Here is a 22,479-nt window from a genome sequence, read left to right as displayed (position 1 = left end):
CGGGCCGGCGTCGCCGTATCCGGACGGCGTCGTCGTGCCCGTTCGGGGCCGGGAAGCATTCCGAGCCCACCTGCGTTGTCCACAACCAGTGGAACAGCTGTCCACAGCCTGTGGACAACCTTCCCCAAGGGCCGGCGCGGCGCTCGTCTCGACCGCCGGTCCGCCCTCCGGGGCCTCCCGGAGCGCTTCGGGACCCCGGATCGGGCTTCCGTCGAGTCAGTCGGATTTCGCTCTGCGCGTAGCGACAGGGCTACCGGAACACCTCCTGAGCGCGGACGGTTGTTCAAAACGACGTGGAACCGACCCAGAGCAGAGACACACGACCTCAGCGGAGTCGGTCAGCGACGATAGAGTAAGGAGGCACGGACGCCCGTCCTGGACGTTCGTGCACCGGCCCCGCCAAGATCTTGACCATCAAGGCGCACGGCACGTGAGGAGCACGAGGGCATGTTCGAGCGGTTCACCGACCGAGCGCGACGGGTTGTCGTCCTGGCCCAAGAAGAGGCCCGGATGCTCAACCACAACTACATCGGTACGGAACACATCCTGCTGGGCCTGATCCACGAAGGTGAAGGCGTCGCGGCAAAGGCCCTGGAGAGCCTCGGCATCTCCCTGGAGGGCGTCCGCCAGCAGGTCGAGGAGATCATCGGCCAGGGCCAGCAGGCGCCGAGCGGGCACATCCCGTTCACGCCGCGGGCCAAGAAGGTGCTGGAGCTGTCGCTGCGCGAGGCGCTGCAGCTCGGCCACAACTACATCGGCACCGAGCACATCCTGCTCGGGCTGATCCGTGAGGGCGAGGGCGTCGCCGCCCAGGTGCTGGTCAAGCTCGGCGCCGACCTCAACCGGGTCCGCCAGCAGGTGATCCAGCTGCTCTCCGGCTACCAGGGCAAGGAGCCTGCCGCGGCGGGCGCCGCGCCGGGTGAGGCCGCGCCGTCGACCAGCCTGGTGCTGGACCAGTTCGGCCGCAACCTGACCCAGGCCGCCCGCGAGGGCAAGCTCGACCCGGTCATCGGGCGCGAGAAGGAAATCGAGCGGGTCATGCAGGTGCTCTCCCGCCGTACCAAGAACAACCCGGTCCTGATCGGTGAGCCCGGCGTCGGTAAGACCGCCGTGGTGGAGGGCCTGTCCCAGAAGATCATCAAGGGCGAGGTGCCCGAGACCCTCAAGGACAAGCAGCTCTACACGCTCGACCTGGGCGCGCTCGTCGCCGGTTCCCGCTACCGCGGTGACTTCGAGGAGCGCCTCAAGAAGGTGCTCAAGGAGATCCGCACCCGCGGCGACATCATCCTGTTCATCGACGAGATCCACACCCTGGTGGGTGCGGGTGCCGCCGAGGGCGCGATCGACGCCGCGAGCATCCTCAAGCCGATGCTGGCCCGTGGTGAGCTGCAGACCATCGGTGCCACCACGCTCGACGAGTACCGCAAGCACCTGGAGAAGGACGCCGCTCTCGAGCGCCGCTTCCAGCCGATCCAGGTGGGTGAGCCGTCGCTGGCCCACACCATCGAGATCCTCAAGGGCCTGCGGGACCGCTACGAGGCTCACCACCGCGTCTCGATCACGGACGCCGCCCTCGTGGCTGCCGCGACTCTGGCCGACCGGTACATCTCCGACCGCTTCCTCCCGGACAAGGCGATCGACCTGATCGACGAGGCCGGTGCCCGGATGCGGATCCGTCGGATGACCGCGCCGCCAGACCTGCGTGACTTCGACGAGCGCATCGCCCAGGTGCGTCGCGACAAGGAGTCCGCGATCGACGCGCAGGACTTCGAGCGCGCCGCCCAGCTGCGCGACAAGGAGAAGCAGCTCCTCGGCCAGAAGGCTCAGCGGGAGAAGGAGTGGAAGGCCGGTGACCTGGACGTCGTCAGCGAGGTCGACGACGAGCAGATCGCCGAGGTTCTCGGCAACTGGACCGGCATCCCGGTCTACAAGCTGACCGAGGAGGAGACCTCGCGCCTGCTGCGCATGGAGGACGAGCTGCACAAGCGCGTCATCGGCCAGGAGGACGCGGTCAAGGCGGTCTCGAAGGCGATCCGGCGTACCCGGGCCGGCCTGAAGGACCCGAAGCGCCCGTCGGGCTCGTTCATCTTCGCCGGCCCGTCCGGTGTCGGTAAGACCGAGCTGTCCAAGGCGCTCGCCGAGTTCCTCTTCGGCAGCGAGGACGCCCTCATCCAGCTGGACATGTCCGAGTTCCACGACCGTTACACGGTCTCCCGGCTCGTGGGTGCCCCTCCCGGCTACGTCGGCTACGACGAGGGCGGGCAGCTGACCGAGAAGGTGCGGCGTCGGCCGTTCTCGGTGGTCCTCTTCGACGAGATCGAGAAGGCCCACCCGGACGTGTTCAACACGCTCCTGCAGATCCTCGAAGACGGTCGGCTCACCGACGGTCAGGGTCGGATCGTGGACTTCAAGAACACGGTCATCATCCTGACCACCAACCTGGGCACCCGTGACGTCGCCAAGGCGGTGTCGCTGGGCTTCCAGCAGTCGGAGGACTCCGAGTCCACCTACGACCGGATGAAGCAGAAGGTCAACGACGAGCTCAAGCAGCACTTCCGGCCTGAGTTCCTCAACCGGATCGACGACACCATCGTCTTCCACCAGCTGCGTCAGACCGAGATCCTCTCGATCGTGGACATCATGATCCAGCGGATCGAGGGCCAGCTGCGGAACAAGGACATGGGTCTGGAGCTGACCGACAACGCCAAGAAGTACCTGGCCGCGAAGGGCTTCGACCCGGTGCTCGGTGCCCGTCCGCTTCGTCGCACGATCCAGCGCGACATCGAGGACAACCTCTCCGAGCGGATCCTGTTCAACGAGCTGACCCCGGGTCAGATCGTCGTGGTGGACTGCGAGGGCGACCCGGACGACATCGACAAGTCCAAGCTCGTCTTCCGGGGCTCGGAAAAGCCGATCGAAGTTCCGGACGCCGTCCCGGCCGACCTCGGTGGCACTGCCGCTGGCACCGCCGCCGCAGGCGTGGACGAGTAACACAACCAGCAAGGGGCGGGGCCCCGGTGGCGCAAGCCACCGGGGCCCCGCCTTTTCGTGCCCCCACACCGCCCCGCCGCCGTCCCCGCTCGCGCCCTCCCGGCCCGCCTCCAGGTCGCTCACGCCCTGTCGGCCAGCCGTGCGGCCGTGCGGCGGTGCCCGCCGTGCCCGCCGTCCCCGCCGTGCTGCCGTGCCGCGGTGCCCGCCGTGCCCGCCGTGCTGCCGTGCCGCGGTGCCGGACACACCCTGCTGTCTGCATGCGGGCGCTCGCAGGCTGCCGCGCCCGGCAAGGTCCTCACAACATCAGGGAAGGTGCTGCCTCCGGACGCCGCGAGGCAGCACCTTCCCTGACGTTGTGGGGCGTGATGGTGAGCTGCCGGCGGCCTCGTTCCCCGTGAAGGCCTCGGCTGCCAAGATCGCGCAGCAACCTGGATGTAGTGGCATCCGGTGCGCCCGACACCACTACATCCAGGATCGAGCACGATCTTGAGGTGAAAGGCGCGGATCGCGGCCTTTGCGTGCCGGGTGGGCCGAGCGAGCGTGCGGGCCGGGCGTGCGGGCCGGGCGGGCGTGCGGGCCGAGCGGGCGTGCGGGCCGGGCGTGCGGGCCGGGCGGGCGTGCGGGCCGGGCGGGCGTGCGGGCCGGGCGTGCGGGCCGGGCGGGCGTGCGGGTCGGGTGTGCGGGCCGGGCGGGCGTGTGGGTCGGGTGTGCAGGCGGTCGCGCGGCCCATGGGTTGGCGCGCAGGATGCGCCCGTGGAAGGTCAGGTGGTGAGGTCTGCTGTTGGCAGGGACGGGCCGTCACCGGCCAGGCGGAAGGAGTCGGTGCCGGCGGGTTCGACCAGCCCGTCCTGCACCAGCCCGGCTAGGGCGCGGGCGCGTTGCACGTCGTCGGTCCAGACCTGGTCCAACCGCTGGTGTGGGACCGGCCCGGTGCTGTCCCGGAGCACTCCGAGCAACAGACCGCGGACCTGTCGGTCGGTGCCCGCGTACCGCTGGGGTCGGCGGGTCGGCCCGGCCGGCGCCTCCTGGCCGGACGCCCGCCAGGCGCAGACCGACTCGACGGGGCAGGCGGTGCAGCGCGGTGACCGGGCCGTGCAGATCACTGCGCCCAGTTCCATGAACGCGGCGCTGGCCAGTGCTGCCGCGGCCGGTTCGGTCGGTAGCAGCTCTTCGGTGGCGACGAGGTCCGCTGGCCGGGTGACGGGCCCGGCGTCCGGTTCGCCGGCTACCGCCCGGCACACCACCCGCCGTACGTTGGTGTCGACGACCGGGTGCCGCTGCCCGTATGCGAAGGCCGCCACCGCCCGAGCGGTGTACGTGCCGACGCCGGGCAGCGCGAGCAGTTGCTCCAGCCGGTCCGGCACCTGTCCGCCGTGCCGGTCGACAATCGCGACCGCGCATTCGCGTAGCCGGACCGCCCGGCGGGGGTAGCCGAGGCGTCCCCACATCCGGATCGCCTCGGCCGGGGTGTCCGCCGCCAACGCGGCCGGGTCGGGCCAGCGGGCCAGCCAGGCCTGCCAGGCCGGCACCACCCGGACCACCGGTGTCTGCTGGAGCATGACCTCGCTGACCAGGATGGCCCACGGGGTGACGCCGGGCTCGCGCCACGGCAGGTCACGGGCGTGCTGCTGGAACCACCGGCTGACCAGGGTTGCGAAGTCGGGTTGAGTCATGGCGTCGTCGATGATGTCACGCCCGGCGTTCCCGTTGGGTGGGCGGCTCGGGCGGGGTGCCACGTCCTCGTTCGGCGGGCGGGGGAGAATGCGCGGATGAACGAGCTCGCGATCACCGTCATCGGTCGGGACCGGCCGGGCATCGTGGCCGACGTCGCGGAGGTGCTGGCCCGACTGGGCGCGAACCTCACCGACAGCACGATGACGCGGCTGCGGGGGTATTTCGCGATGACCCTCATCTGCACCGGCCCGGCCGCCGCCGAGGTCGAGGCCGCACTGGCGTCGCTGGCCGCCGAGGGCCAGCTGCTGGCGACGGTACGCGCGGTCACCCCGGACGGCGATGTTCCTCCGGTGGGTGAGCCGTACGTGATGGCGGTGCACGGTTCGGACCGGATGGGGATCGTCGCGGCGATGACGCGGGTGCTGGTGGACGCCGGGGGGAATGTCACCGACCTGAGTACCCGGTTGACCGGTGCGCTCTACGTGGTCCTGGCGGAGGTCGAGTTGCCGGCCGGTGTGGCGGAGACTCTGCTCGACCGGCTGCACCGGACGGCTGCCGAGCTGGGCGTGGAGGTCACCCTCCGCCCGGCGGACCCGGACCTGTTGTGACCGGCGAGGAGCGTGGGCCGGAGGTCGGCCTGGGGGAGTGGACTCCGGAGTCACTGGACGTGCCGGGCGAGGTGCGGGTGGTGGTGTCCGCCCCGCATCCGGTGCTGAGTCGGGCCGCGGACGAGGTCGACCCCACGGCAAAGGAGACGGTCCAACTCGCGGCCGACCTGATCGCCACGATGAAGGTCTCGCCGGGCTGCGTGGGGTTGGCCGCGCCGCAGGTCGGGGTGGGCGCTCGGGTTTTCGCCGTCGACGTGACCGGGCACCCCAAGGCGGTGACGGTGCACGGCACCTTCGTGTTGTGCAACGCGCGTGTGGTCGAGGCGACGCGGTGGAAGCCGGGCCGGGAGGGCTGCATGTCGGTGCCGGACCTGACCGGTGACGTGAAGCGGGCCAGCCGGCTGGTGGTGGAGGGTGATCTGCCGGGCAGCGGCGAGCCGGTCCGGCTGGTGACCGACGGCTTCGAGGCTCGGGCGTTGCAGCACGAGATCGACCACTGTGCGGGGCTGCTCTTCCTGGACCGGGTGGCCGGTGCGCACGCGGTCTATCAGCGCAAGGTCTACCTGTGACGGGGTGGCGGACCGTCCGCAGTGGAGGGTGGCGCGGGTGCCTCGGAGTGGCTCCGGCGCGTCGCGCCGCACTGCCGGGTACGGCGCGGCTACGGTGGAGGGCATCATGCGTCTGACGGTCGGCCCCCTGGCACCCGCCGTGTACTGGCGGCGTCGCGCCGTCGTACTCGGAGCGGGGTTCCTGTTCCTGATTGTCCTGCTCTACTCCTGTACCGGTTCGGGTCGTTCCGGCGACAGGGATCCGAAGGCGGGAGGGTCGCCGTCGGCGACGTCCGCCGCGACGTCAGGCCCCGCCGGGCCGGTGCTGACACCGCAGACCGGCGCTCCGTCGTCGTCCGCGTCCGCTGATTCGGGCGCGACGAGTCCGAGCCCGGCGATCACCAGCAACACACCTCCGCTGGGCGCGGCGGCCGGTTCGGAGGACGACGGCACCTGCACCGACGGCGAGATCAGCGTGGTCTCGTCGGCGAGCCCGACCTCGGTGCAGCGGGGCGCGGTGGTCGAGCTGCAACTGAGGATCAAGAACACGTCGGACCGGACGTGCAGTCGCAACGTCGGCGCCGACCTCCAGGAGATCTTCATCAAGTCCGGGGCCGAGAAGGTCTGGTCGTCGGACACCTGCGGCAAGGTCGAGGGCTCGGACGTGCAGTCCTTCACGCCGAATTTCGAGCGCTCCTACCAGGTGCCCTGGAACGGGCGGGACACCAGCCGTTGTGACGGCGCGCTGGCCGGAGGACCGTTCCCGCCGGTCGGGTCGTACCAGGTGTTCGCCCGGGTCGGCACTAAGCTCAGCGACCCGGTGAAGCTCACCGTCACCGGCTGAGCCGGGTCAGACGTAACGTTCCAGGATGGATGCCTCGGCTAGCCGAGACAGCCCCTCACGGACGCCGCGGGCCCGGGCGTCGCCGACCCCCTCGACGGCTTGCAGGTCCTCCACTGTCGCGCCGAGCAGACGCTGGAGGCTGCCGAAGTGCAGCACCAGGCGATCGACCACTGCCACCGGCAGCCGGGGCACCTTGGCCAGCAGTCGGAAGCCACGCGGGCTGACCGCGGCGTCGAGCGCGTCGGACGCGGCCGGGTAGCCGATGGCCTTGGCCACCGACACCAGGTCGATCAGCTCGGTGGCACCGAGCAGGTCCAGCTCGACGAGAGCCTCGTCCAGGGTGCGCGACTTGCGGCCGACGGGGAGGTAGTCCCGGATGACCAGCGTCCGGTCGGCGTCGACGCCGGCCATCAGCTCGTCGAGTTGCAGGGCGAGCAGGCGGCCGTCGGTGCCCAGCTCCACCACGTAGCCGGCGATCTCGTCGGCGATCCGGCGAACCATCTCCAGCCGCTGCACCACTGCCACCGCGTCCCGCACGGTGACCAGATCCTCGATCTCCAGGGCGGAGAGCGTGCCGGAGACCTCGTCCAGCCGGAGCTTGTAGCGCTCCAGGGTGGCGAGCGCCTGGTTGGCGCGGGAGAGGATGGCCGCCGAGTCGTCGAGCACGTGCCGTTGGCCGTTGACGTAGAGGCTGATGATCCGCATGGACTGGCTGACCGAGATGACCGGGTAGCCGGTCTGGCGGGCCACCCGCTCGGCGGTGCGGTGCCGGGTGCCGGACTCTTCGGTCGGGATGGACGGGTCGGGCATCAGGTGCACTGCCGCCCGGACGATCCTGGTGCCGTCGCTGGAGAGCACGACAGCGCCGTCCATCTTGCACAGCTCGCGCACCCGGGTCGCGGAGAACTCCACGTCCAGCGGGAAGCCGCCGGTGCAGAGGCCCTCGACCACCTTGTCGTAGCCCAGCACGATGAGCGCGCCCGTGCGACCCCGCAGGATGCGCTCCAGACCGTCGCGCAGCGCGGTGCCCGGGGCCATCAGGGCGAGATTGGCCCGTAGCGGATCTCCGGCGCTCCCGGCGGCCCCCGCAGTCACGCTCACGCTGATCGGGCGGGCGGGCGAGCCCACGGCGCCGGTGCGGGCCTGGGGCGGCGCGCCGGCTGGCTTGGTGGTATCGCGGTCGATCGGCACGGGCACAGTCTACGGACTGCCGTGCGGTGGGTGCTGTCGTGGTTACTGTGATGTGTCACGATGCCGCCCTTTCCAACGTTTCCCGCTTGCGACGTGCTGTCCGGTTTCGCCGCCCTCGTCGGCACGGTGGGTCACTCGGCGGACGCGCGAGCCGCATGGTGCAGCGCCGAACGGACGTCGGTGACCTCGGTCACCCGCATCTGCTCGGGGCCGGCGCCGGTGCTGGTCGGGCCGCAGCCGGGCGGCACCAGAGCCACCTTGAACCCCAGCCGGGCGGCCTCGGCCAGCCGGCGCGGCACCGCCCCGACCCGGCGCACCTCGCCGGTCAGCCCCACCTCACCGATCGCCACCAGGTGCGGCGCGATCGCCAGGTTGAGCCCGCCGGAGGCGACCGCCAGAGCCACCGCCAGGTCGGCGGCCGGCTCCACCACCCGGATCCCGCCCACCGTGGCGGCGAAGACCTCCCGGTCGTGCAGGGTCAGCCGTTCGGTGCGCCGTTGCAGCACCGCGAGCACCATCGCCAGTCGCGCCGAGTCGAGACCGGAGACGGTGCGTCGGGGAGAGCCCGCCACTGTCGCGCCGATCAACGCCTGCACCTCGGTGACCAGGGCCCGCCGCCCCTCCATGGCCACCGTCACGCAGGTGCCCGGGACCGGTTCCGCGTAGCGGGTCAGAAACAGCCCGGACGGGTCGGCCAGGCTGCTGATGCCGCCCTCGTGCATCTCGAAACAGCCGACCTCGTCGGCCGCGCCGAACCTGTTCTTCACGCCGCGCACCAGGCGCAGCGACGAATGCTTGTCGCCCTCGAAGTGCAGCACCACATCGACCAGGTGCTCCAGCACCCGAGGCCCGGCCACCTGGCCGTCCTTGGTGACGTGCCCGACCAGCACGGTGGCGATGCCCCGCTCCTTGGCGACCGAGACCAGCGCGGCGGTGACCGCGCGGACCTGGGTCACCCCACCGGGCACACCCTCGGTGCCGGTGGTCGAGATGGTCTGCACCGAGTCGAGCACCAACAGGCCCGGCTTGACCGCGTCGAGGTGACCGAGCACCGAGCCGAGGTCGCTCTCCGCGGCGAGGTAGAGCCGCTCGTGCAGGGTGCCCATCCGCTCGGCGCGCAGACGCACCTGACTGACCGACTCTTCGCCGCTGACCACCAGCGAGGGGCTGCCGGCGCCGACCGCCCACTGCTGCGCCACATCGAGAAGGAGGGTCGACTTGCCCACGCCGGGCTCGCCGGCGAGCAGCACCACGGCACCCGGGACCAGGCCGCCACCGAGCACCCGGTCGAGCTCGCTCACCCCGGTGGGCACCGCGCGGGCCGGAGCGGCGCTGATGGTGGCGATCGGTCGGGCCGGCTCGGACGGCATCCGGGAGCTGACCACCCGACCGGAGACCGTCGGGCCGGTCACCGTGTGCTCGACCACGGCCCCCCACTCGCCGCACTCCGGGCAGCGCCCCACCCACTTGGGCGGCTGGTGCCCGCAGGCGTCGCACTGGTAGGCCGGGCGCGGCTCGCGGGCGGCGGACCGACCCCGGGGGGCACCGGCCGTGCCGCCACGCGGAGGTGTCGATCGGGAGGTGGTCACATCAGGACGCTAGCCCTCGCGTACGACGAAAACACCCCGGCGTGGTAGTCACCACGCCGGGGCGTTCGTCGATGTGCGGGTCGGTCACTCGTGGGTCGTGCCGCCCTCGTTGCCCTCGTAGCCACCCTCGCGCTCGATGATCGGCGACGGAGGGGCCGCCGGGGTGAGCGGCACCGCGATCGGCGCCTGCCCGGTGACCGTGTTGCCGTTGCCGAAGTCGAAGGTCACGACGACGTTCTGGCCGGAGCGCAGCGCCTCGGTCAGGCCGATCAGCCGGAGCTGTGTGGTGGCCTCGGAGTTGAACTGGATGTAGCTCAGCGGCGCCAGCTCGATCCGGGCCGGCTGACCCGGGGCGGCGGGGCTGGCCGAACCGGACGCCCGCGCCGACTCCGGGGCGGACGGGGTGGCCGAGGACGATCCGGTCTCGGAGGGCGTCGCCGACGGGCTCGGCGAACCGGACGTCGAGTTCGACGGGCTGGCCGAACTGGACGGCGACGGGCTCATGGAGGCGGACTCCGAGGCGGACGGCGACGGGCTCGCCGAGCCGCCGCTGATCACCACCTCGCGGGCGCTCTCCGTGGTGACGGTGACCGTCACGGTTTCCTTGGAGTCGTTGTAGATCACAGCGCCGAGCCCCGCGTCCTGCCCGGCCTTGTAACCCTCGGTGCCCGGGTAGTCCACGAGCAGGCCCCGCACGGAGAAGGAACCGTTGTTGGTCGTGAGGTTGACGCCCTGGACCGACGGCTCCTTCAACGCGGTCTCGGCGATCTGACCGGTGCCGCATCCCGAAGCCAGCAGGCTGGCCGCCGCAATCCCGGACAGCAACAGGGCCGCCCGCCGGGATCCCCTGATCGAGCGCGTCACGTCGGTCCTCCTCGTCACAATCCCCACCCGGGCCGTACGCCGGGCACGGTGGCCATACCCGCGCAGACCGCGCTCCAGGGTAGTTGGGACTGATCGAGGCCCGCACGCGGACCCGGCAATGCCACCTGCCCGGGTGGCGTTCACACCACCCGACCGCTCGCTACCAGCAGAACCACGTCGATGAGGGCCACCAGCATCACCGCCCGGAAGGCCGCCACCGGCCGCCGGCCCGTCCGGATCGCCGAGCGTCCGGCGTACCAGCTCAGTGGCGGCACCACGGCGGCCGTGCCGACCGCCGCCCAGCCGATCGCCGACGGCGGCCCGGGCGGCCCGAGAACCAGCGTCGCGGTCGCCGCGAGGAGGAGACCCGCCGCGGCCACCCGGCTGCCGGCGGCACCGAGCCGGTGGGGCAGGCCGCGCACGCCGGTGAGGGCGTCGTCGGCAAGGTCGGGCAGCACGTTGGCGAAGTGGGCGCCGGCGCCCAGGCAGGCCGCCGCCGTCACCAGCCAGACCGGCGGGGACGACTGGCCGGGCAGCGCCAGCACCACGAAGGCGGGCAGCGCACCGAACGACACGGCGTAGGGCAGCACCGAGAACGCGGTCGCCTTGAGCGGCCAGTCGTAGAGCAGGGCCGAGACCAGGGCGAGCGTCAGCCAGAAGGCCGCCACCGGGTTCGTGGTCAGCGCCAGCAGCGGGCAGGCCACCGCGGCCACCGCGGCGGCCCAGGCCGTGACGCGCCGACCGACCGCACCACTGGCGACCGGTTTGTCGGTACGCCCCACAGTGGCGTCCCGCTCGGCGTCCAGCGCGTCGTTGGTCCACCCGACGGCGAGCTGGCTGGCCAGTACGGCGAGCACCACCGAGACGATTCCGGTCGGCCGGTGGCCCACTCCCCAGGCCAGCAGACCGGCCACCGTGGTCACCGCTGCGGCCGGTTCCGGATGGCTTGCCCTGACCAGCCCTAACACCCTCGACGACATAAGGGAAGTCTGGTCGTTACCGAGCAGTCGTGCCACGCTCGGTTCCATGCGAGACGTGGCTGCGGCCGGGGCGTCCACCGGTCGGAGGGTGCTGCCGCGAAACGATCCGCGTCAGTACGACGACCTGGCCGGTGAGTGGTGGCGGCCGGACGGCGCGTTCGCGATGCTGCACTGGCTGGCTGAGGCCCGCGCCGCGCTGGTGCCGCCGGCCACCCGTCCGGGCGCGTTGCTCGTCGACCTGGGTTGCGGCGCCGGCCTGCTCGCGCCGCACCTGGCGGGCAAGGGCTACCGCCACGTCGGGGTGGATCTGACCCGCTCGGCACTCGTCCAGGCGGCCGAGCACGGGGTGCGGGTGGTCCAGGGTGACGCCACGGCGGTGCCGCTGCCTGACGGCTGCGCCGACGTGGTCTCGGCCGGTGAGTTGCTGGAGCACGTGCCGGCCTGGCCGCGCGCGGTGGCCGAGGCGTGTCGGCTGCTGCGCCCGGGCGGCGTGCTGGTGCTGGACACCCTCAACGACACGGCGCTGGCCCGGCTCGTCGCGGTCCGGATCGCCGAGCGCCTGCCGACGGTGCCCCGCGGCATCCACGATCCACAGTTGTTCGTGGACGCGCGGGCGCTGGTGGCCGAGTGCGCCCGCCACGGTGTCGGCCTGAGTCTGCGGGGCATCCGTCCGCAGGTCGGCGGCATGCTCGGCTGGCTGCTGCGCCGCGCTCGCGCGAGCCGAACGGCCGGTCCGGTGTCCGCCGGCCGCGCGCCGCGCATCGTGGCGACCCGCTCCACCGCAGTGCTGTACCAGGGCCGGGGGGTCCGCAAAGGATAGTCGGGCCGTGGCGGGGTATGGAACGCCGAGGAGGAACGAGATGACGGTGCACGCGCTTGAGGCAGCACGCCGGTTGGCGCCGCGGTTCGCCGCGCGGGCGGCCGAGCACGACCGGGACGGTTCCTTCCCCGTGGACGACTTCGCCGACCTGCGCGAGGCCGGCCTGTTCGGGCTGATGGTGCCCCGGGCGCTCGGCGGTCTGGGCGCCACCTTCGCCGAGTACGCAGCGGTGGCCACTGAGCTTGCCCGGGGTAACGGTGCGACCGCCCTGGTGTTCAACATGCACGCTTCGGTGACCGGCGCGCTGGGCGCTGTCACCGAGGAGTTGGCCGAGGCGCTGGGCGTACCCGACGAGGCGCTGGCCGCCCGCGACCGGCTGCTCAGCGCGGCGGCGCAGGGCTCCTGGTACGCGGTCGCGATGAGCGAGCGGGGCGCGGGTGCCCGGCTGTCCCAGCTGACCACTGCGTACGAGCCGACGGACGGGGGCTGGCACCTCAAGGGCAGCAAGACCTTCTGCTCCGGGGCCGGGCACGCGGACGGCTACCTGGTGGCGGCGCGCAGCGCGGCCGACCAGTCGGTGGTGTCGCAGTTCCTGGTGCCGGCTGGCGACGGGCTGACCGTGGAGCCGACCTGGGACTCGCTCGGCATGCGCGCCACCTCCTCCCACGACCTGCACCTGGACGTCACGGTGCCCGCCGACCGGCTGCTCGGCGGGGTGGAGGGGCTTGCGCTGGTGGTCGCGCAGCTGATGCCGCACTGGTTGGTGGCCAGCTATGCGGCCGTCTACGTGGGGGTCGCCCGCGCGGCGATCGACGCGGCGGCCGAGCACCTGAACGCCCGCAACCTGGCCGGTCTGCCGGCGGTGCGGGCCAGGCTGGGTCGGGCGGACGCGGCGACGGCCGCCGCGCAACTGGTGGTTGCCGAGGCGGCCCGCCGGGTGGACGAGGCGCCCGGTGACGAGGAGACCAACCGTTGGGTGTGGCGGGCGAAGCTGCTTGCCGGCACCACGGCCGCCGAGGTGGCGGCGTCGGTGCTGGAGGCGGCGGGCACCTCGGCCACCCGCCGTGGTCATCCGCTGGAGCGGCTCTACCGCGACGCCCGATGCGGCTCGCTGCACCCGGCCACGTCTGATGTCTGCGCCGACTGGCTCGGCATCGCCGCGCTGGGCGGCGACCCGGATCGTGACGGATCGGCACCACGTTGGTGAGCCCGCGCCACCGGGCTCGCGCGAAGGAAGGACCAGCCGACGTGGCTGGTGGGACGGCCAGGGGGAGGACAGCATCTGACGAGAGGTGGGGATCGTGTCCGTACCAGTGATCGCGGGGCTCGGGACAGCGCAGCCGCCGTCCGCTTCGCAGGGCGAGTTGTGGGAGGGCTTCTTCTCCCGGCACTTCTCCGGCACCACCCGGTCGTTGGCCCAGCGAATCTTCGCCAACTCGGGGGTGACCCGGCGGCAGGCCGCGGTCAATCCGCTGCTGGAGGACGTCTCGGACTGGCCGACCGAGCGCCGGATGCGCCGCTACCAGGTGGAGGCGCTGCCGTTGGGCAAGGAGGCGGTGGGTCGGGCGTTGACCGCTGCCGGGCTGAGCGCCGGCGACATCGGGCTGTTCATCGTCTGCTCCTGCACCGGGTACGCCACCCCGGGGCTGGACATCCTGCTCGCCCGGGACCTGGGCATGGCCCCGGAAACCCAACGGATGTTCATCGGCCACATGGGCTGTTACGCGGCGTTGCCGGGGCTCGGCGCGGCGAGTGACTTCGTCACCGCCCGGGGGCGTCCGGCGCTGCTGCTGTGCGCGGAGCTGACGAGCCTGCACATCCAGCCGTCCAGCGCCCGGGTGGACACCCAGCAGATCGTCTCCCACGCGCTGTTCTCGGACGCCGCGGTCGCCGCGGTGGTCGTGCCGGGCGGCTCGGGGTACGCGGTGCGCGAGGTCACCGCCGTCACCGACACCTCGACGGCTGACCACATGACCTGGGACGTCACCGACGCCGGCTTCCGGATGGGGTTGTCGCCGAAGGTGCCGCAGGTGCTGTCGAGGCACGTCCGGGGGCTGGTCGACGATCTGCTGGCCCGGCACGGCGTCACCAGCTCCGAGGTGGACGGTTGGGCCGTGCACCCGGGCGGGCCGAGGATCCTCAACGTCGTGGAACGGGAGTTGGCGCTGCCACCGCTGGGGCTGGCGGCGTCCCGGGCGACGCTCGACGAGCACGGCAACTGCTCGTCGCCGACCGTCCTGCTGATCCTGGACCGGTTGGCTCGGGCGACACCGGCGGCTCGGCGCATCGTCATGTTGGCCTTCGGTCCCGGCCTAACCCTGTACGCCGCCCTGCTCGATCGACAGGGCTGAACCTCGTCGGGCTGGCCGGTACGCTCGGGAGGTGGATGTGACGGCGGACGACCGGCTGCGCTCGGTGGTGCTGTTCGGTGCCGCGGCGGCCGCCCTGGTCGTGGGCGGCTGGTGGTGGCACTCGGCCGCGCCCTCGTCGACGGCCGGGACGGCTGCCTCTGCCACGGCGACGCCGAGCGCCGAGGCGAGCGTCAGCACCCCTCTGGAACGTCTCATCGCGGCTGAGGAGCCCGAAGAGCGGATCACGGCGCGGATGGACCCGGACACCGGCGCGGTCATCCGGGTGGAGAGCAGTCCGCATGCGGTGATCGACCCGGCGACGGGCTCGATCACCGACATCGAGGGCGATCCGGCGCTGCTCTTCCCCTCGGGTGACCTGCCCCCGTTCAACGAGACCGTCTGGCGGGAGCAGCGGGAGCTCGCTGCCGGCCAGGAAGTGACCCGGCAGGCCAACGACAGCGGTGCCCGCTACCTGCTCCAGTACCGGTGCACCCGGCCCGGCACGCTGGCGCTCACGAGCGACGAGGCCAAGATCAACGGTCAGCTACGGATCGACTGCGACGGCACGATCGCCAACGCCGAGGTGCTGCCCTTTGGCGGGCCGTTCCGGTTGTCGCTGTCGGCCGGCGACCGGCCCGTCGACATCCAGGCGCAACTCGTCGTGCTGTCCGGGTAGGCGCGGCCGGCTCAGGCGGCCAGGGCGTTCAGGTCGCTCCGGTAGGAGTCGCTGGTGCCCACCTCGGGCAGCACCCGGGTCACGATGCCGGCCCGGTCGACGAGCAGGGCGGTGGCGGTGCCGGAGCGGGCCGGCTGGCCCAGGAACGAACGCAGGCCCCCGGCGGGGTCGGCCAGGGCGCGAGCCTGCCGCTCGATGGTGGGCCCGGCTGGCACCGTCCGCCCTCCGCTGACGGTGATTACGGAGACGCCGGCGGGAGCGGCCGCCAGGGCGTCGGTGACCCGGTCCGGGCAGGGGCAGGCGTCCAACAGGATGATCATGGCGGGTAGCAGGCCGCGCAGTGGCACGGGCTCGTCGTCCGCGCCGACCAGGTCCAGTGCGGGCAGCGCCCGGCCGGCGAGGGTCGCGGGTGGCGAGTAGGGGGCCGGGGTCGGCCGGTCGGCTCCGCGGTTGGCGCGTGGCCAGGTGACCGCCAGTAGGCCGGCCAGCGTGGTGAGGACCGCCACCAACAGGACCGCCAGCGGTAGGCCCAGGGCCCGGTAACCGCCCGGGAGGCCGTCGGCCCGGCGCAGCTCACGGCGGATCTGAGCGGCCTCGGCGGCCAGCGCGGAGGCGTCGTCGGGAACCACCACGCGGCCCCATTCGGGCGGTAGGCCGGGCAGGCCGTCGGCTGGCCCGTGACCCTCTGCGTCCGGCTTGCCCATCGGACCCCCTGGAAGCGTCTCGAGAGCTGAGTGCGGCTCGGTCTCCAGGGTCGCGCACCAGGGGCTCCTCGCGCTACATCTGGGCGCGGTCCTGCTGGCCGGGCTACCATGGGAGGAGCGCATAGCCCTTGATCTCGACGTTCTGTTCACCCGTACCGGCCAGTCATTTGTTCGTTACGGAGCGTGTTCGAACCATCGGTTTGACCGCCTGTCAAGCTGAAGCAAGACCTCTCACAGGGCCCCTGAGCTGCGCCAATGGTCAGGACATCGGAGAGACATCAGTGCCTGACCGTGTTACTCTAGACACAGCGAAAGGGGTTTCGAACCTATGGTTTTCAGTGTCGGCGAGACCGTTGTTTACCCCCACCACGGGGCCGCACTCATCGAGGCAATCGAGACTCGGGTCATCAAGGGCGAGCCTAAGAAATACCTCGTCCTGAGGGTCGCGCAGGGTGACCTGACGGTCCGGGTGCCGGCCGAGAACGCCGAGATCGTGGGTGTGCGCGAGGTGGTCGGCGAAGAAGGCCTCGGTAAGGTCTTCGACGTTCTGCGGGCTCCGCACACCGAGGAGCCGACCAACTGGTCGCGGCGTTACAAGGCCAATCTGGAAAAGCTGGCTTCCGGCAACCCGCTGAAGGTCGCCGAGGTCGTGCGTGACCTGTGGCGCCGGGAGCGGGAGCGGGGCCTGTCTGCGGGCGAGAAGCGGATGCTCGCCAAGGCCCGCGACATTCTCGTCGGCGAGGTCGCGCTGGCCGAGAAGAGCACCAAGGACGAGGCGGAGACGCTGCTCGACAAGGTCCTCACCGAGGCCTAGTCCGCACAGCATCGTCGTACCCACTTCGTAGTGAAGAAACCACCGAGGACCGCGACGTGACCGCGCAGCTCAATCCGCGCGGTGACGTCGCGGTCCTCGTGCCTGCGGCGGGTGCCGGCGTACGGCTCGGCCCCGGCCGACCCAAGGCGCTGCGTCTGCTCGCCGGTGAACCGCTGTTGGTGCACGCCGTGCGTCGACTGGCCGCCGCGCCGTCGGTGCACACCATCGTGGTGGCCGCGCCGGCCGCCGAGGTGCAGGCCGTCCGCGAGCTGTTGGCCCCGGTCGCCCCGGTGACCGTGGTGCCCGGTGGTGCCGAACGGCAGGCGTCTGTGACCGCCGCGCTGGCCGCGGTGCCCCCCGGTCCGACGATCGTCCTGGTGCACGATGCCGCCCGGGCGCTCACCCCGCCTGAGCTGGTCGAATCCGTCGCGGCGGCGGTACGAGGCGGGTGCGACGCGGTGATCCCGGTCCTGCCGGTCGTCGACACGATCAAGGAAGTCGGTGCCGACGAGGTGGTGCTCGGCACCGTCGACCGTTCCGCACTGCGGGCGGTGCAGACCCCGCAGGGTTTCCGTCGGGTCGTGCTCAGCGCCGCCCACGCCGCCGCCGGTGACTCCCTCACCGACGACGCCGGGCTGGTCGAGAAGCAGGGCGTCGCGGTGAGCTGCGTGCCCGGCTCGGAGTACGCACTGAAAATCACCCGGCCGTTCGACCTGGCTCTGGCCGAGCATCTGCTTGCCTCGGCCGGTTGACGCGTACCCTCTGATCATGATCGTTCCCCGGGTGGCCATCGGCACCGACGTGCACGCGTTCGAGCCGGGACGACCGTGCTGGGTGGCCGGGCTGTTCTGGCCCGATCAGGACGGCCTCGCCGGGCACTCCGACGCCGACGTGGCCGCGCACGCCGCCTGCAACGCCCTGCTCTCCGCCGCCGGTCTCGGTGATCTCGGTTCCGCCTTCGGGGTGGGCCAGCCGGAGTGGGCCGGCGCGTCCGGGGTGGCTCTGCTGACCGAGACGGCCCGTCGGGTGCGCGCCGCCGGCCTGGAGATCGGCAACGTGTCCGTGCAGGTCATCGGCAACCGTCCCAAGATCGGCCGGCGCCGCGAGGAGGCGCAGGAGGTGCTCTCCGCCGCGGTCGGCGCCCCGGTCACCGTCTCGGCGGCGACCACCGACGGGCTCGGCTTCGCCGGCCGTGAGGAGGGGTTGACCGGGGTCGCGGTGGCCCTGGTGTACGACGCGCCGGCCGCCTAAGCTCGCCGCGATGTCCAGCGACCCTGCCCCCGACCAGTCCGCCGCCGACGGCTACGTCCAGCGGGCCCAACTCCTCGCCGAACTCGGCCGCTACGACGAGGCGGCCGGGGAGCTGGCCTACGGGTTGGCCCTCCAGCCGGATGACGTCGACGCGCTCACCATGCTGGCCCGGGTGCACCTGGCCGCCGACCGCCCGACCGAGGCGCTCACCGCCGCCGACACGGCCCTGGCAGCCGCACCGGAGGCCCTGCCACCGCTGGTCGCCAGAGGCATGGCCCTGTCCGACCTGGAGCGCTACGGCGAGTCGGCGGCCACCGCCGACCGGATCCTCACCCTCGGCCCGGCCGACGCGTACGCCCAGCGGAGCGCGGCGGCGATCCTGGCCGGCGCCCGCAACGGTCAGCCGGCGCTGAACGCGGCCTGGCGCGGTGTCGAGTTGGCTCCGCAGGAGCCGCAGGCGCACCTGGTGCTCAGCCTGGTCGCCGCCCGCCTGGACCTGTTCGACCTGGCCGAGCGGGCCTACCGGGAGGCGCTGCGGCTCGACCCGCGGATCGGCGAGGCCGGCCACGACGTGGGTGTCATGCGGCTGGAGCAGCGCCGCTGGTCGGAGGCGTTGGAGCACGTCGCCGAGGCGGTGACGGTCAGCCCGAGGCGGATCGACTCGCCACGAACCCTCGCGTACGGGCTGCACCGCCTGGTCCTCTACGGCGCGGGCTGGTCGCTGGTGGCGGCGGTGCTGGTCGCGTTCGCGGCGTCGGCGAACGACGGGTTCTCCCGCGTCCTGGCGGTGCTCGCCGCGCTCACCGGCGGGATCATCGTCTGGCAGCTCGCGGCCCGGCTGCCCGGGCTGACCCGGTCCGTCCTGCCCGCCCTGTTGCACTCGGACCGGGCGATGGCCCTGGCCGTCTACGCCGTGGCCGCCGCGCCGCTGCTGCTGCTGGTGTACGCCGTGGTCGGCTCCCCGTGGCCGCTGGTGCTGGCCATCGCCACCACAGCGGTAGCCGAGTTCGCCGTCTTCACCCGAACCGCCATCCGGTAACCACCAAAGCGTCGGGCCGCGCCCGCCAGGATGATCCACAAGCGTCGTTCAGCTCGACCGGCCCAGGGTTTCGCCGGAGCCCGACCGCGTCGGGATCAAGCCTGACCGCCCAGAGCGGGCGGGCTCCGGCGAAACCCCCAACGGCGACTAAACAGAACGCGCCCAGGTCCAGGCGTACCCCTCGTCTTCGCAGGAGCTGGCGGCGTCGCAGAGGTCCAGCGGGCGGAAGGTGTCGACCATGACGGCCAGCTCGTCGAAGTAGTCCGCGCCGATGGAGCGCTCGGCGGCTCCCGGCTGGGGGCCGTGGGTGAAGCCGGACGGGTGCAGGGAGATCGAGCCCTGCTCGATGCCGGAGCCGCGCCGCGCCTCGTAGTTGCCCCCGGTGTAGAAGAGCATCTCGTCGGAGTCGACGTTGTGGTGGTTGTACGGCACCGGGATCGACTGTGGGTGATAGTCGACCTTGCGGGGCACGAACGAGCAGATGACGAAGTTGGGCCCCTGGAAGGTCTGGTGCACCGGCGGGGGCTGGTGGATGCGGCCGGTGATCGGCTCGAAGTCGTGGATGGAGAACGCCCACGGGTAGAGGTGCCCGTCCCAGCCGACCACGTCGAACGGGTGGTTGGCGTAGACGTAACGGGTCCAGCCGCGCCGGTGCCGGACCAGCACCTCGACCTCCTCGCCGTCGACGAGCAGCGGGGCGTCGGGACCGCGGACGTCCCGCTCGCAGTACGGCGAGTGCTCCAGGAACTGGCCGCGTACGGAGAGGTACCGCTTGGGCGGGCCGATGTGCCCCGACGCCTCGACGGCGAGCAGTCGGACGGGTTGGTCGCCGGTGGGCACCAGCCGGTGGATGGTCGAGGTGGGGATGACGACGTAGTCGCCGGCGACCGCGTCCAGCACGCCGAACGGGGACTCGACCCGCAGGGTGCCCGACTCGACGTAGAGGCAGTGGTCGCCGGTGGCGTCGCGGAACAGCGGTGAGGGTCGGTCGGCGAGGACGTAACCGATCCGTACGTCGTCGTTGGCGAGCAGGTACTGCCGGCCGAGGATGGGGTCGGAACCGCCGGTGTCCAGTTTGTGGGTGCGCAGGTGGCGGGGCTTGAGCGGCAGGTTCGGCGCCCGGGTGAAGGTGGGCGGGGTGAACTCGTCGGCGGCCAGGATCGCGGTTGGCGCGTGCCGGTGGTAAGCAGGGACGAGTCGGAGGAGAAGCCCTCCTGGCCCATCAGCTCCTCGGCGTAGAGGCTGCCGTCGGGCTGCCGGAACTGGGTGTGGCGCTTGCGCGGCACCTCGCCGACGCTGCGGTAGTACGGCATCTCGCCTCCCGATATTTCCCGTTCACCGGCCGAAGGCGTCCGATAATCGGACGCTGTTGTCCGTTCCTCGTAGCGTCCCGTACATTCTTGTTCCGTGTCAACGCAGGTGCCAGCACTCCTCCACGGCCTGGTGGACGACGCCGCCGTCTTCCCACCGGGCAGCGCCGCGCTGCACGACGCCCTGGTCGCCCACCGCCAGCACCGCACCTCCTGGTACGCCGACCTGGTCGGCCCACTGCTGATCCCCGCCTCGGACGTGGCCTCCGGTGAGCTGACCGGTCTCGTCGACCCGGGCGAGGGCCTGGTGGTCGGGGTGATCGGCGACACCGGGATCGGGAACCTGCCGTTCGCGCTGTCGTTCCTCGCCCCCGACGGCGTCACGGCGCGGCAGGTCGAGGTGGCGGTTGCCAAGCGCGGCGAGGACCCGCTGCCCGGCATCGCCGAGTTGCTGCGGCTGACCGACGCGCTACCGGGCGTGGAAACCGTCTACGCCGAACTGCCGCTGACCTTCGGGCTGATGGGCGCACTGGACGCGCTCGTCTCCGCCCGGGCCGACGGGGTGCCGATCGCGGCCAAGTTCCGCACCGGCGGCCTGGCCGCCGAACTCTTCCCCACCCCGACCGAGCTGGCCACCGTGATCTGCGCCTGCCGGGACCGGGGCCTGCCGTTCAAGCTCACCGCCGGGCTGCACCAGGCGATCCGACACCTCGACCCGGAGACCGGGTTCACCCACCACGGCTACGCCAACGTGCTGGCCGCGACCCTGGCCGCCGCGGAGGGTGACGGTGTGCGTTCGGTCGCCGAGCTGCTCACCGTGGTCGACCCGCGCCCCCTGGTGGAGCGCACGACGGCACGGCTGGACGGGCCTCGCCCCCTGTGGGTGGGCTTCGGCTCGTGCAGCATCCTGGAACCACTGACCGATCTGATCCGGCTTGGGCTGGTGAACGGGGGCTACGACGCATGACCTGGGTGACCGGCGCCGACGGTTCGCCGTACGGGGTGACGAACCTGCCGTACGGGGTGTTCCGGCAGGACGGGGGTCCTTCGCGGATCGGCGTACGGATCGGGTCCTGGGTCTTCGACCTCGCGGCGGCGGAGGCCGCCGAGCTGGTGCTGGCCGCCGGTACGCTGTGCCGGCCCGTGCTCAACGACTTCATGGCTCTGGGTCGTCCGCAGTGGACGGCGGTACGGCAGCGGATCACCGAGCTGCTGACCGACCCGGCGCACCGGGGCGCGGTGGAGCCGCTGCTGGTGCCCCTCGACGACGTGGAGCTGCTGCTCCCCATCGAGGTGGCCGACTACGTCGACTTCTACTCCTCCGAGCACCACGCGTCGAACGTCGGGCAGATCTTCCGCCCCGGCCAGCCGCCGCTGCTGCCCAACTGGAAGCACCTGCCGATCGGCTACCACGGGCGGGCCGGCACGGTGGTCGTCTCCGGCACGCCGGTGACCCGGCCGACCGGGCAGCGGGCCTCCGCCGAGGGCCCGGTCACCGGTCCATCGGTACGCCTCGACATCGAGGCCGAGGTGGGATTCGTGGTGGGCGTACCGAGCGCGTTGGGCGATCGGGTTTCCGTCGACGACTTCGCCGAGCACGTCTTCGGTGTGGTGCTGGTCAACGACTGGTCGGCCCGGGACATCCAGGCCTGGGAGTACCAGCCGCTCGGCCCGTTTCTCGGCAAGTCGTTCGCCACCTCGGTCTCGGCCTGGGTGACGCCGCTGGACGCCCTGGGCAACGCCAACGTGGCGGCCCCCGACCAGGACCCGCCGGTGGTGGACTATCTGCGGGACGTGCCGCACCTGGGCCTGGACCTGCGCCTGTCGGTCGAGTGGAACGGCGACCAGGTCAGCGAGCCTCCGTTCGCCACCATGTACTGGACCCCCGCCCAGCAGTTGGCGCACCTCACCGTCAACGGGGCTTCGCTGCGCACCGGTGACCTGTACGCCTCCGGGACCGTCTCCGGCCCCCAACGAGGACAGGTCGGGTCCTTCCTGGAACTGACCTGGGGCGGGGCCGAGCCGGTCACCGTGGGTGGCGAGAGCCGTACCTTCCTCGACGACGGCGACACGGTGACCATCACCGCTACGGCGCCCGGCCCGGACGGCACCACAATCGCCCTCGGCGAGGTGTCCGGCACGGTTCGTCCGGCCCGTTGAAGCCAGCACCGCGGTACAGCCCAGCAGCGGCTTTTCTCTGCTGAGTCGGATTACTGCGACCCCTC

At 72.0% G+C, this 22,479-nt stretch carries 20 protein-coding genes and 1 pseudogene; 14 read left to right on the top strand and 7 right to left on the bottom strand.

What is annotated here, in order from left to right; translation table 11 throughout:
• Positions 1–447: 447 nt before the first annotated feature.
• Complete coding sequence (locus ACIBEF_RS04250; RefSeq protein ID WP_396791057.1) at positions 448–2,991, top strand: ATP-dependent Clp protease ATP-binding subunit; 2,544 nt, start codon at positions 448–450, stop codon at positions 2,989–2,991.
• A gap of 761 nt (positions 2,992–3,752) precedes the next feature.
• Here ACIBEF_RS04250 and ACIBEF_RS04245 read toward each other — a convergent pair.
• Positions 3,753–4,664, bottom strand: coding sequence for an A/G-specific adenine glycosylase (locus ACIBEF_RS04245; protein ID WP_393219359.1), 912 nt, complete (start codon positions 4,662–4,664; stop codon positions 3,753–3,755).
• A 96-nt stretch (positions 4,665–4,760) separates the two neighbouring features.
• On the opposite strand from ACIBEF_RS04245, the gene ACIBEF_RS04240 reads away from it, so the two are divergent.
• From ACIBEF_RS04240 to ACIBEF_RS04230, 3 genes are all read left to right on the top strand, one after another.
• A complete protein-coding gene (locus ACIBEF_RS04240) occupies positions 4,761–5,273 on the top strand; it encodes a glycine cleavage system protein R (protein ID WP_396791054.1) in 513 nt (170 codons plus the stop codon).
• Positions 5,270–5,842, top strand: coding sequence for a peptide deformylase (locus tag ACIBEF_RS04235; RefSeq protein ID WP_396791052.1), 573 nt, complete (start codon positions 5,270–5,272; stop codon positions 5,840–5,842). Before ACIBEF_RS04240 ends, ACIBEF_RS04235 begins: the two co-directional genes overlap by 4 nt.
• A gap of 106 nt (positions 5,843–5,948) precedes the next feature.
• Positions 5,949–6,665 (top strand): hypothetical protein, encoded by a 717-nt coding sequence (locus ACIBEF_RS04230; RefSeq protein WP_396791050.1) that lies wholly within the window; start codon positions 5,949–5,951, stop codon positions 6,663–6,665.
• Between the two features lie 6 nt (positions 6,666–6,671).
• Here ACIBEF_RS04230 and disA read toward each other — a convergent pair whose 3' ends face one another.
• From disA to ACIBEF_RS04210, 4 genes are all read right to left on the bottom strand, one after another.
• A complete protein-coding gene (disA, locus tag ACIBEF_RS04225) occupies positions 6,672–7,856 on the bottom strand; it encodes a DNA integrity scanning diadenylate cyclase DisA (RefSeq protein WP_030327921.1) in 1,185 nt (394 codons plus the stop codon).
• A gap of 131 nt (positions 7,857–7,987) precedes the next feature.
• Positions 7,988–9,445 carry a DNA repair protein RadA gene (gene radA, locus ACIBEF_RS04220; protein ID WP_396791048.1) on the bottom strand — a complete coding sequence of 486 codons (1,458 nt, stop codon included), beginning with the start codon at positions 9,443–9,445 and terminating at the stop codon, positions 7,988–7,990.
• An 84-nt stretch (positions 9,446–9,529) separates the two neighbouring features.
• Positions 9,530–10,309, bottom strand: coding sequence for a hypothetical protein (locus ACIBEF_RS04215; RefSeq protein WP_396791046.1), 780 nt, complete (start codon positions 10,307–10,309; stop codon positions 9,530–9,532).
• A 140-nt stretch (positions 10,310–10,449) separates the two neighbouring features.
• A complete protein-coding gene (locus ACIBEF_RS04210) occupies positions 10,450–11,289 on the bottom strand; it encodes a UbiA family prenyltransferase (protein WP_396791044.1) in 840 nt (279 codons plus the stop codon).
• Positions 11,290–11,335: 46 nt separating this feature from the next.
• On the opposite strand from ACIBEF_RS04210, the gene ACIBEF_RS04205 reads away from it, so the two are divergent.
• The 4 genes from ACIBEF_RS04205 (at position 11,336) to ACIBEF_RS04190 (ending at position 15,136) form a co-directional block, all read left to right on the top strand.
• Complete coding sequence (locus ACIBEF_RS04205) at positions 11,336–12,109, top strand: class I SAM-dependent methyltransferase (protein ID WP_396791042.1); 774 nt, start codon at positions 11,336–11,338, stop codon at positions 12,107–12,109.
• A gap of 40 nt (positions 12,110–12,149) precedes the next feature.
• Positions 12,150–13,316 carry an acyl-CoA dehydrogenase family protein gene (locus ACIBEF_RS04200; protein ID WP_357206309.1) on the top strand — a complete coding sequence of 389 codons (1,167 nt, stop codon included), beginning with the start codon at positions 12,150–12,152 and terminating at the stop codon, positions 13,314–13,316.
• A gap of 85 nt (positions 13,317–13,401) precedes the next feature.
• Positions 13,402–14,460, top strand: coding sequence for a type III polyketide synthase (locus ACIBEF_RS04195; RefSeq protein ID WP_396791040.1), 1,059 nt, complete (start codon positions 13,402–13,404; stop codon positions 14,458–14,460).
• A 31-nt stretch (positions 14,461–14,491) separates the two neighbouring features.
• A complete protein-coding gene (locus ACIBEF_RS04190) occupies positions 14,492–15,136 on the top strand; it encodes a hypothetical protein (protein WP_396791038.1) in 645 nt (214 codons plus the stop codon).
• Positions 15,137–15,147: 11 nt separating this feature from the next.
• Here the strand turns inward: ACIBEF_RS04190 and ACIBEF_RS04185 are convergent, their stop codons facing one another.
• The gene (locus ACIBEF_RS04185; RefSeq protein ID WP_396791036.1) at positions 15,148–15,840 is read right to left on the bottom strand and encodes a hypothetical protein; all 693 of its coding nucleotides are present in this window, start codon (positions 15,838–15,840) and stop codon (positions 15,148–15,150) included.
• A gap of 328 nt (positions 15,841–16,168) precedes the next feature.
• On the opposite strand from ACIBEF_RS04185, the gene ACIBEF_RS04180 reads away from it, so the two are divergent.
• The 4 genes from ACIBEF_RS04180 to ACIBEF_RS04165 are packed head-to-tail and all read left to right on the top strand — an operon-like array spanning position 16,169 to position 18,944.
• On the top strand, positions 16,169–16,654 hold the full coding sequence (locus ACIBEF_RS04180; protein WP_203148040.1) for a CarD family transcriptional regulator: 486 nt from the start codon (positions 16,169–16,171) through the stop codon (positions 16,652–16,654).
• 56 nt (positions 16,655–16,710) lie between these two features.
• Positions 16,711–17,406 carry a 2-C-methyl-D-erythritol 4-phosphate cytidylyltransferase gene (gene ispD / locus ACIBEF_RS04175; RefSeq protein ID WP_396791033.1) on the top strand — a complete coding sequence of 232 codons (696 nt, stop codon included), beginning with the start codon at positions 16,711–16,713 and terminating at the stop codon, positions 17,404–17,406.
• Positions 17,407–17,419: 13 nt separating this feature from the next.
• Positions 17,420–17,905 carry a 2-C-methyl-D-erythritol 2,4-cyclodiphosphate synthase gene (ispF, locus tag ACIBEF_RS04170; RefSeq protein WP_396791276.1) on the top strand — a complete coding sequence of 162 codons (486 nt, stop codon included), beginning with the start codon at positions 17,420–17,422 and terminating at the stop codon, positions 17,903–17,905.
• Positions 17,906–17,915: 10 nt separating this feature from the next.
• A complete protein-coding gene (locus tag ACIBEF_RS04165) occupies positions 17,916–18,944 on the top strand; it encodes a tetratricopeptide repeat protein (RefSeq protein WP_396791031.1) in 1,029 nt (342 codons plus the stop codon).
• A gap of 147 nt (positions 18,945–19,091) precedes the next feature.
• Here ACIBEF_RS04165 and ACIBEF_RS04160 read toward each other — a convergent pair.
• Positions 19,092–20,257 (bottom strand): annotated as a pseudogene (locus ACIBEF_RS04160) (homogentisate 1,2-dioxygenase).
• Between the two features lie 94 nt (positions 20,258–20,351).
• On the opposite strand from ACIBEF_RS04160, the gene ACIBEF_RS04155 reads away from it, so the two are divergent.
• Positions 20,352–21,221 carry a hypothetical protein gene (locus ACIBEF_RS04155; protein ID WP_396791029.1) on the top strand — a complete coding sequence of 290 codons (870 nt, stop codon included), beginning with the start codon at positions 20,352–20,354 and terminating at the stop codon, positions 21,219–21,221.
• The gene (gene fahA / locus ACIBEF_RS04150) at positions 21,218–22,414 is read left to right on the top strand and encodes a fumarylacetoacetase (RefSeq protein WP_396791027.1); all 1,197 of its coding nucleotides are present in this window, start codon (positions 21,218–21,220) and stop codon (positions 22,412–22,414) included. Before ACIBEF_RS04155 ends, fahA begins: the two co-directional genes overlap by 4 nt.
• The last annotated feature ends 65 nt before the right edge of the window (positions 22,415–22,479 follow it).

Origin of the sequence: Micromonospora sp. NPDC050795 (genome assembly GCF_044456785.1) — a bacterium.
Classification (GTDB): Bacteria; Actinomycetota; Actinomycetes; order Mycobacteriales; family Micromonosporaceae; genus Micromonospora.
The sequence above is the reverse complement of the archived record's forward strand: the minus strand, read 5'-3'. Positions and strand labels throughout refer to the sequence as shown.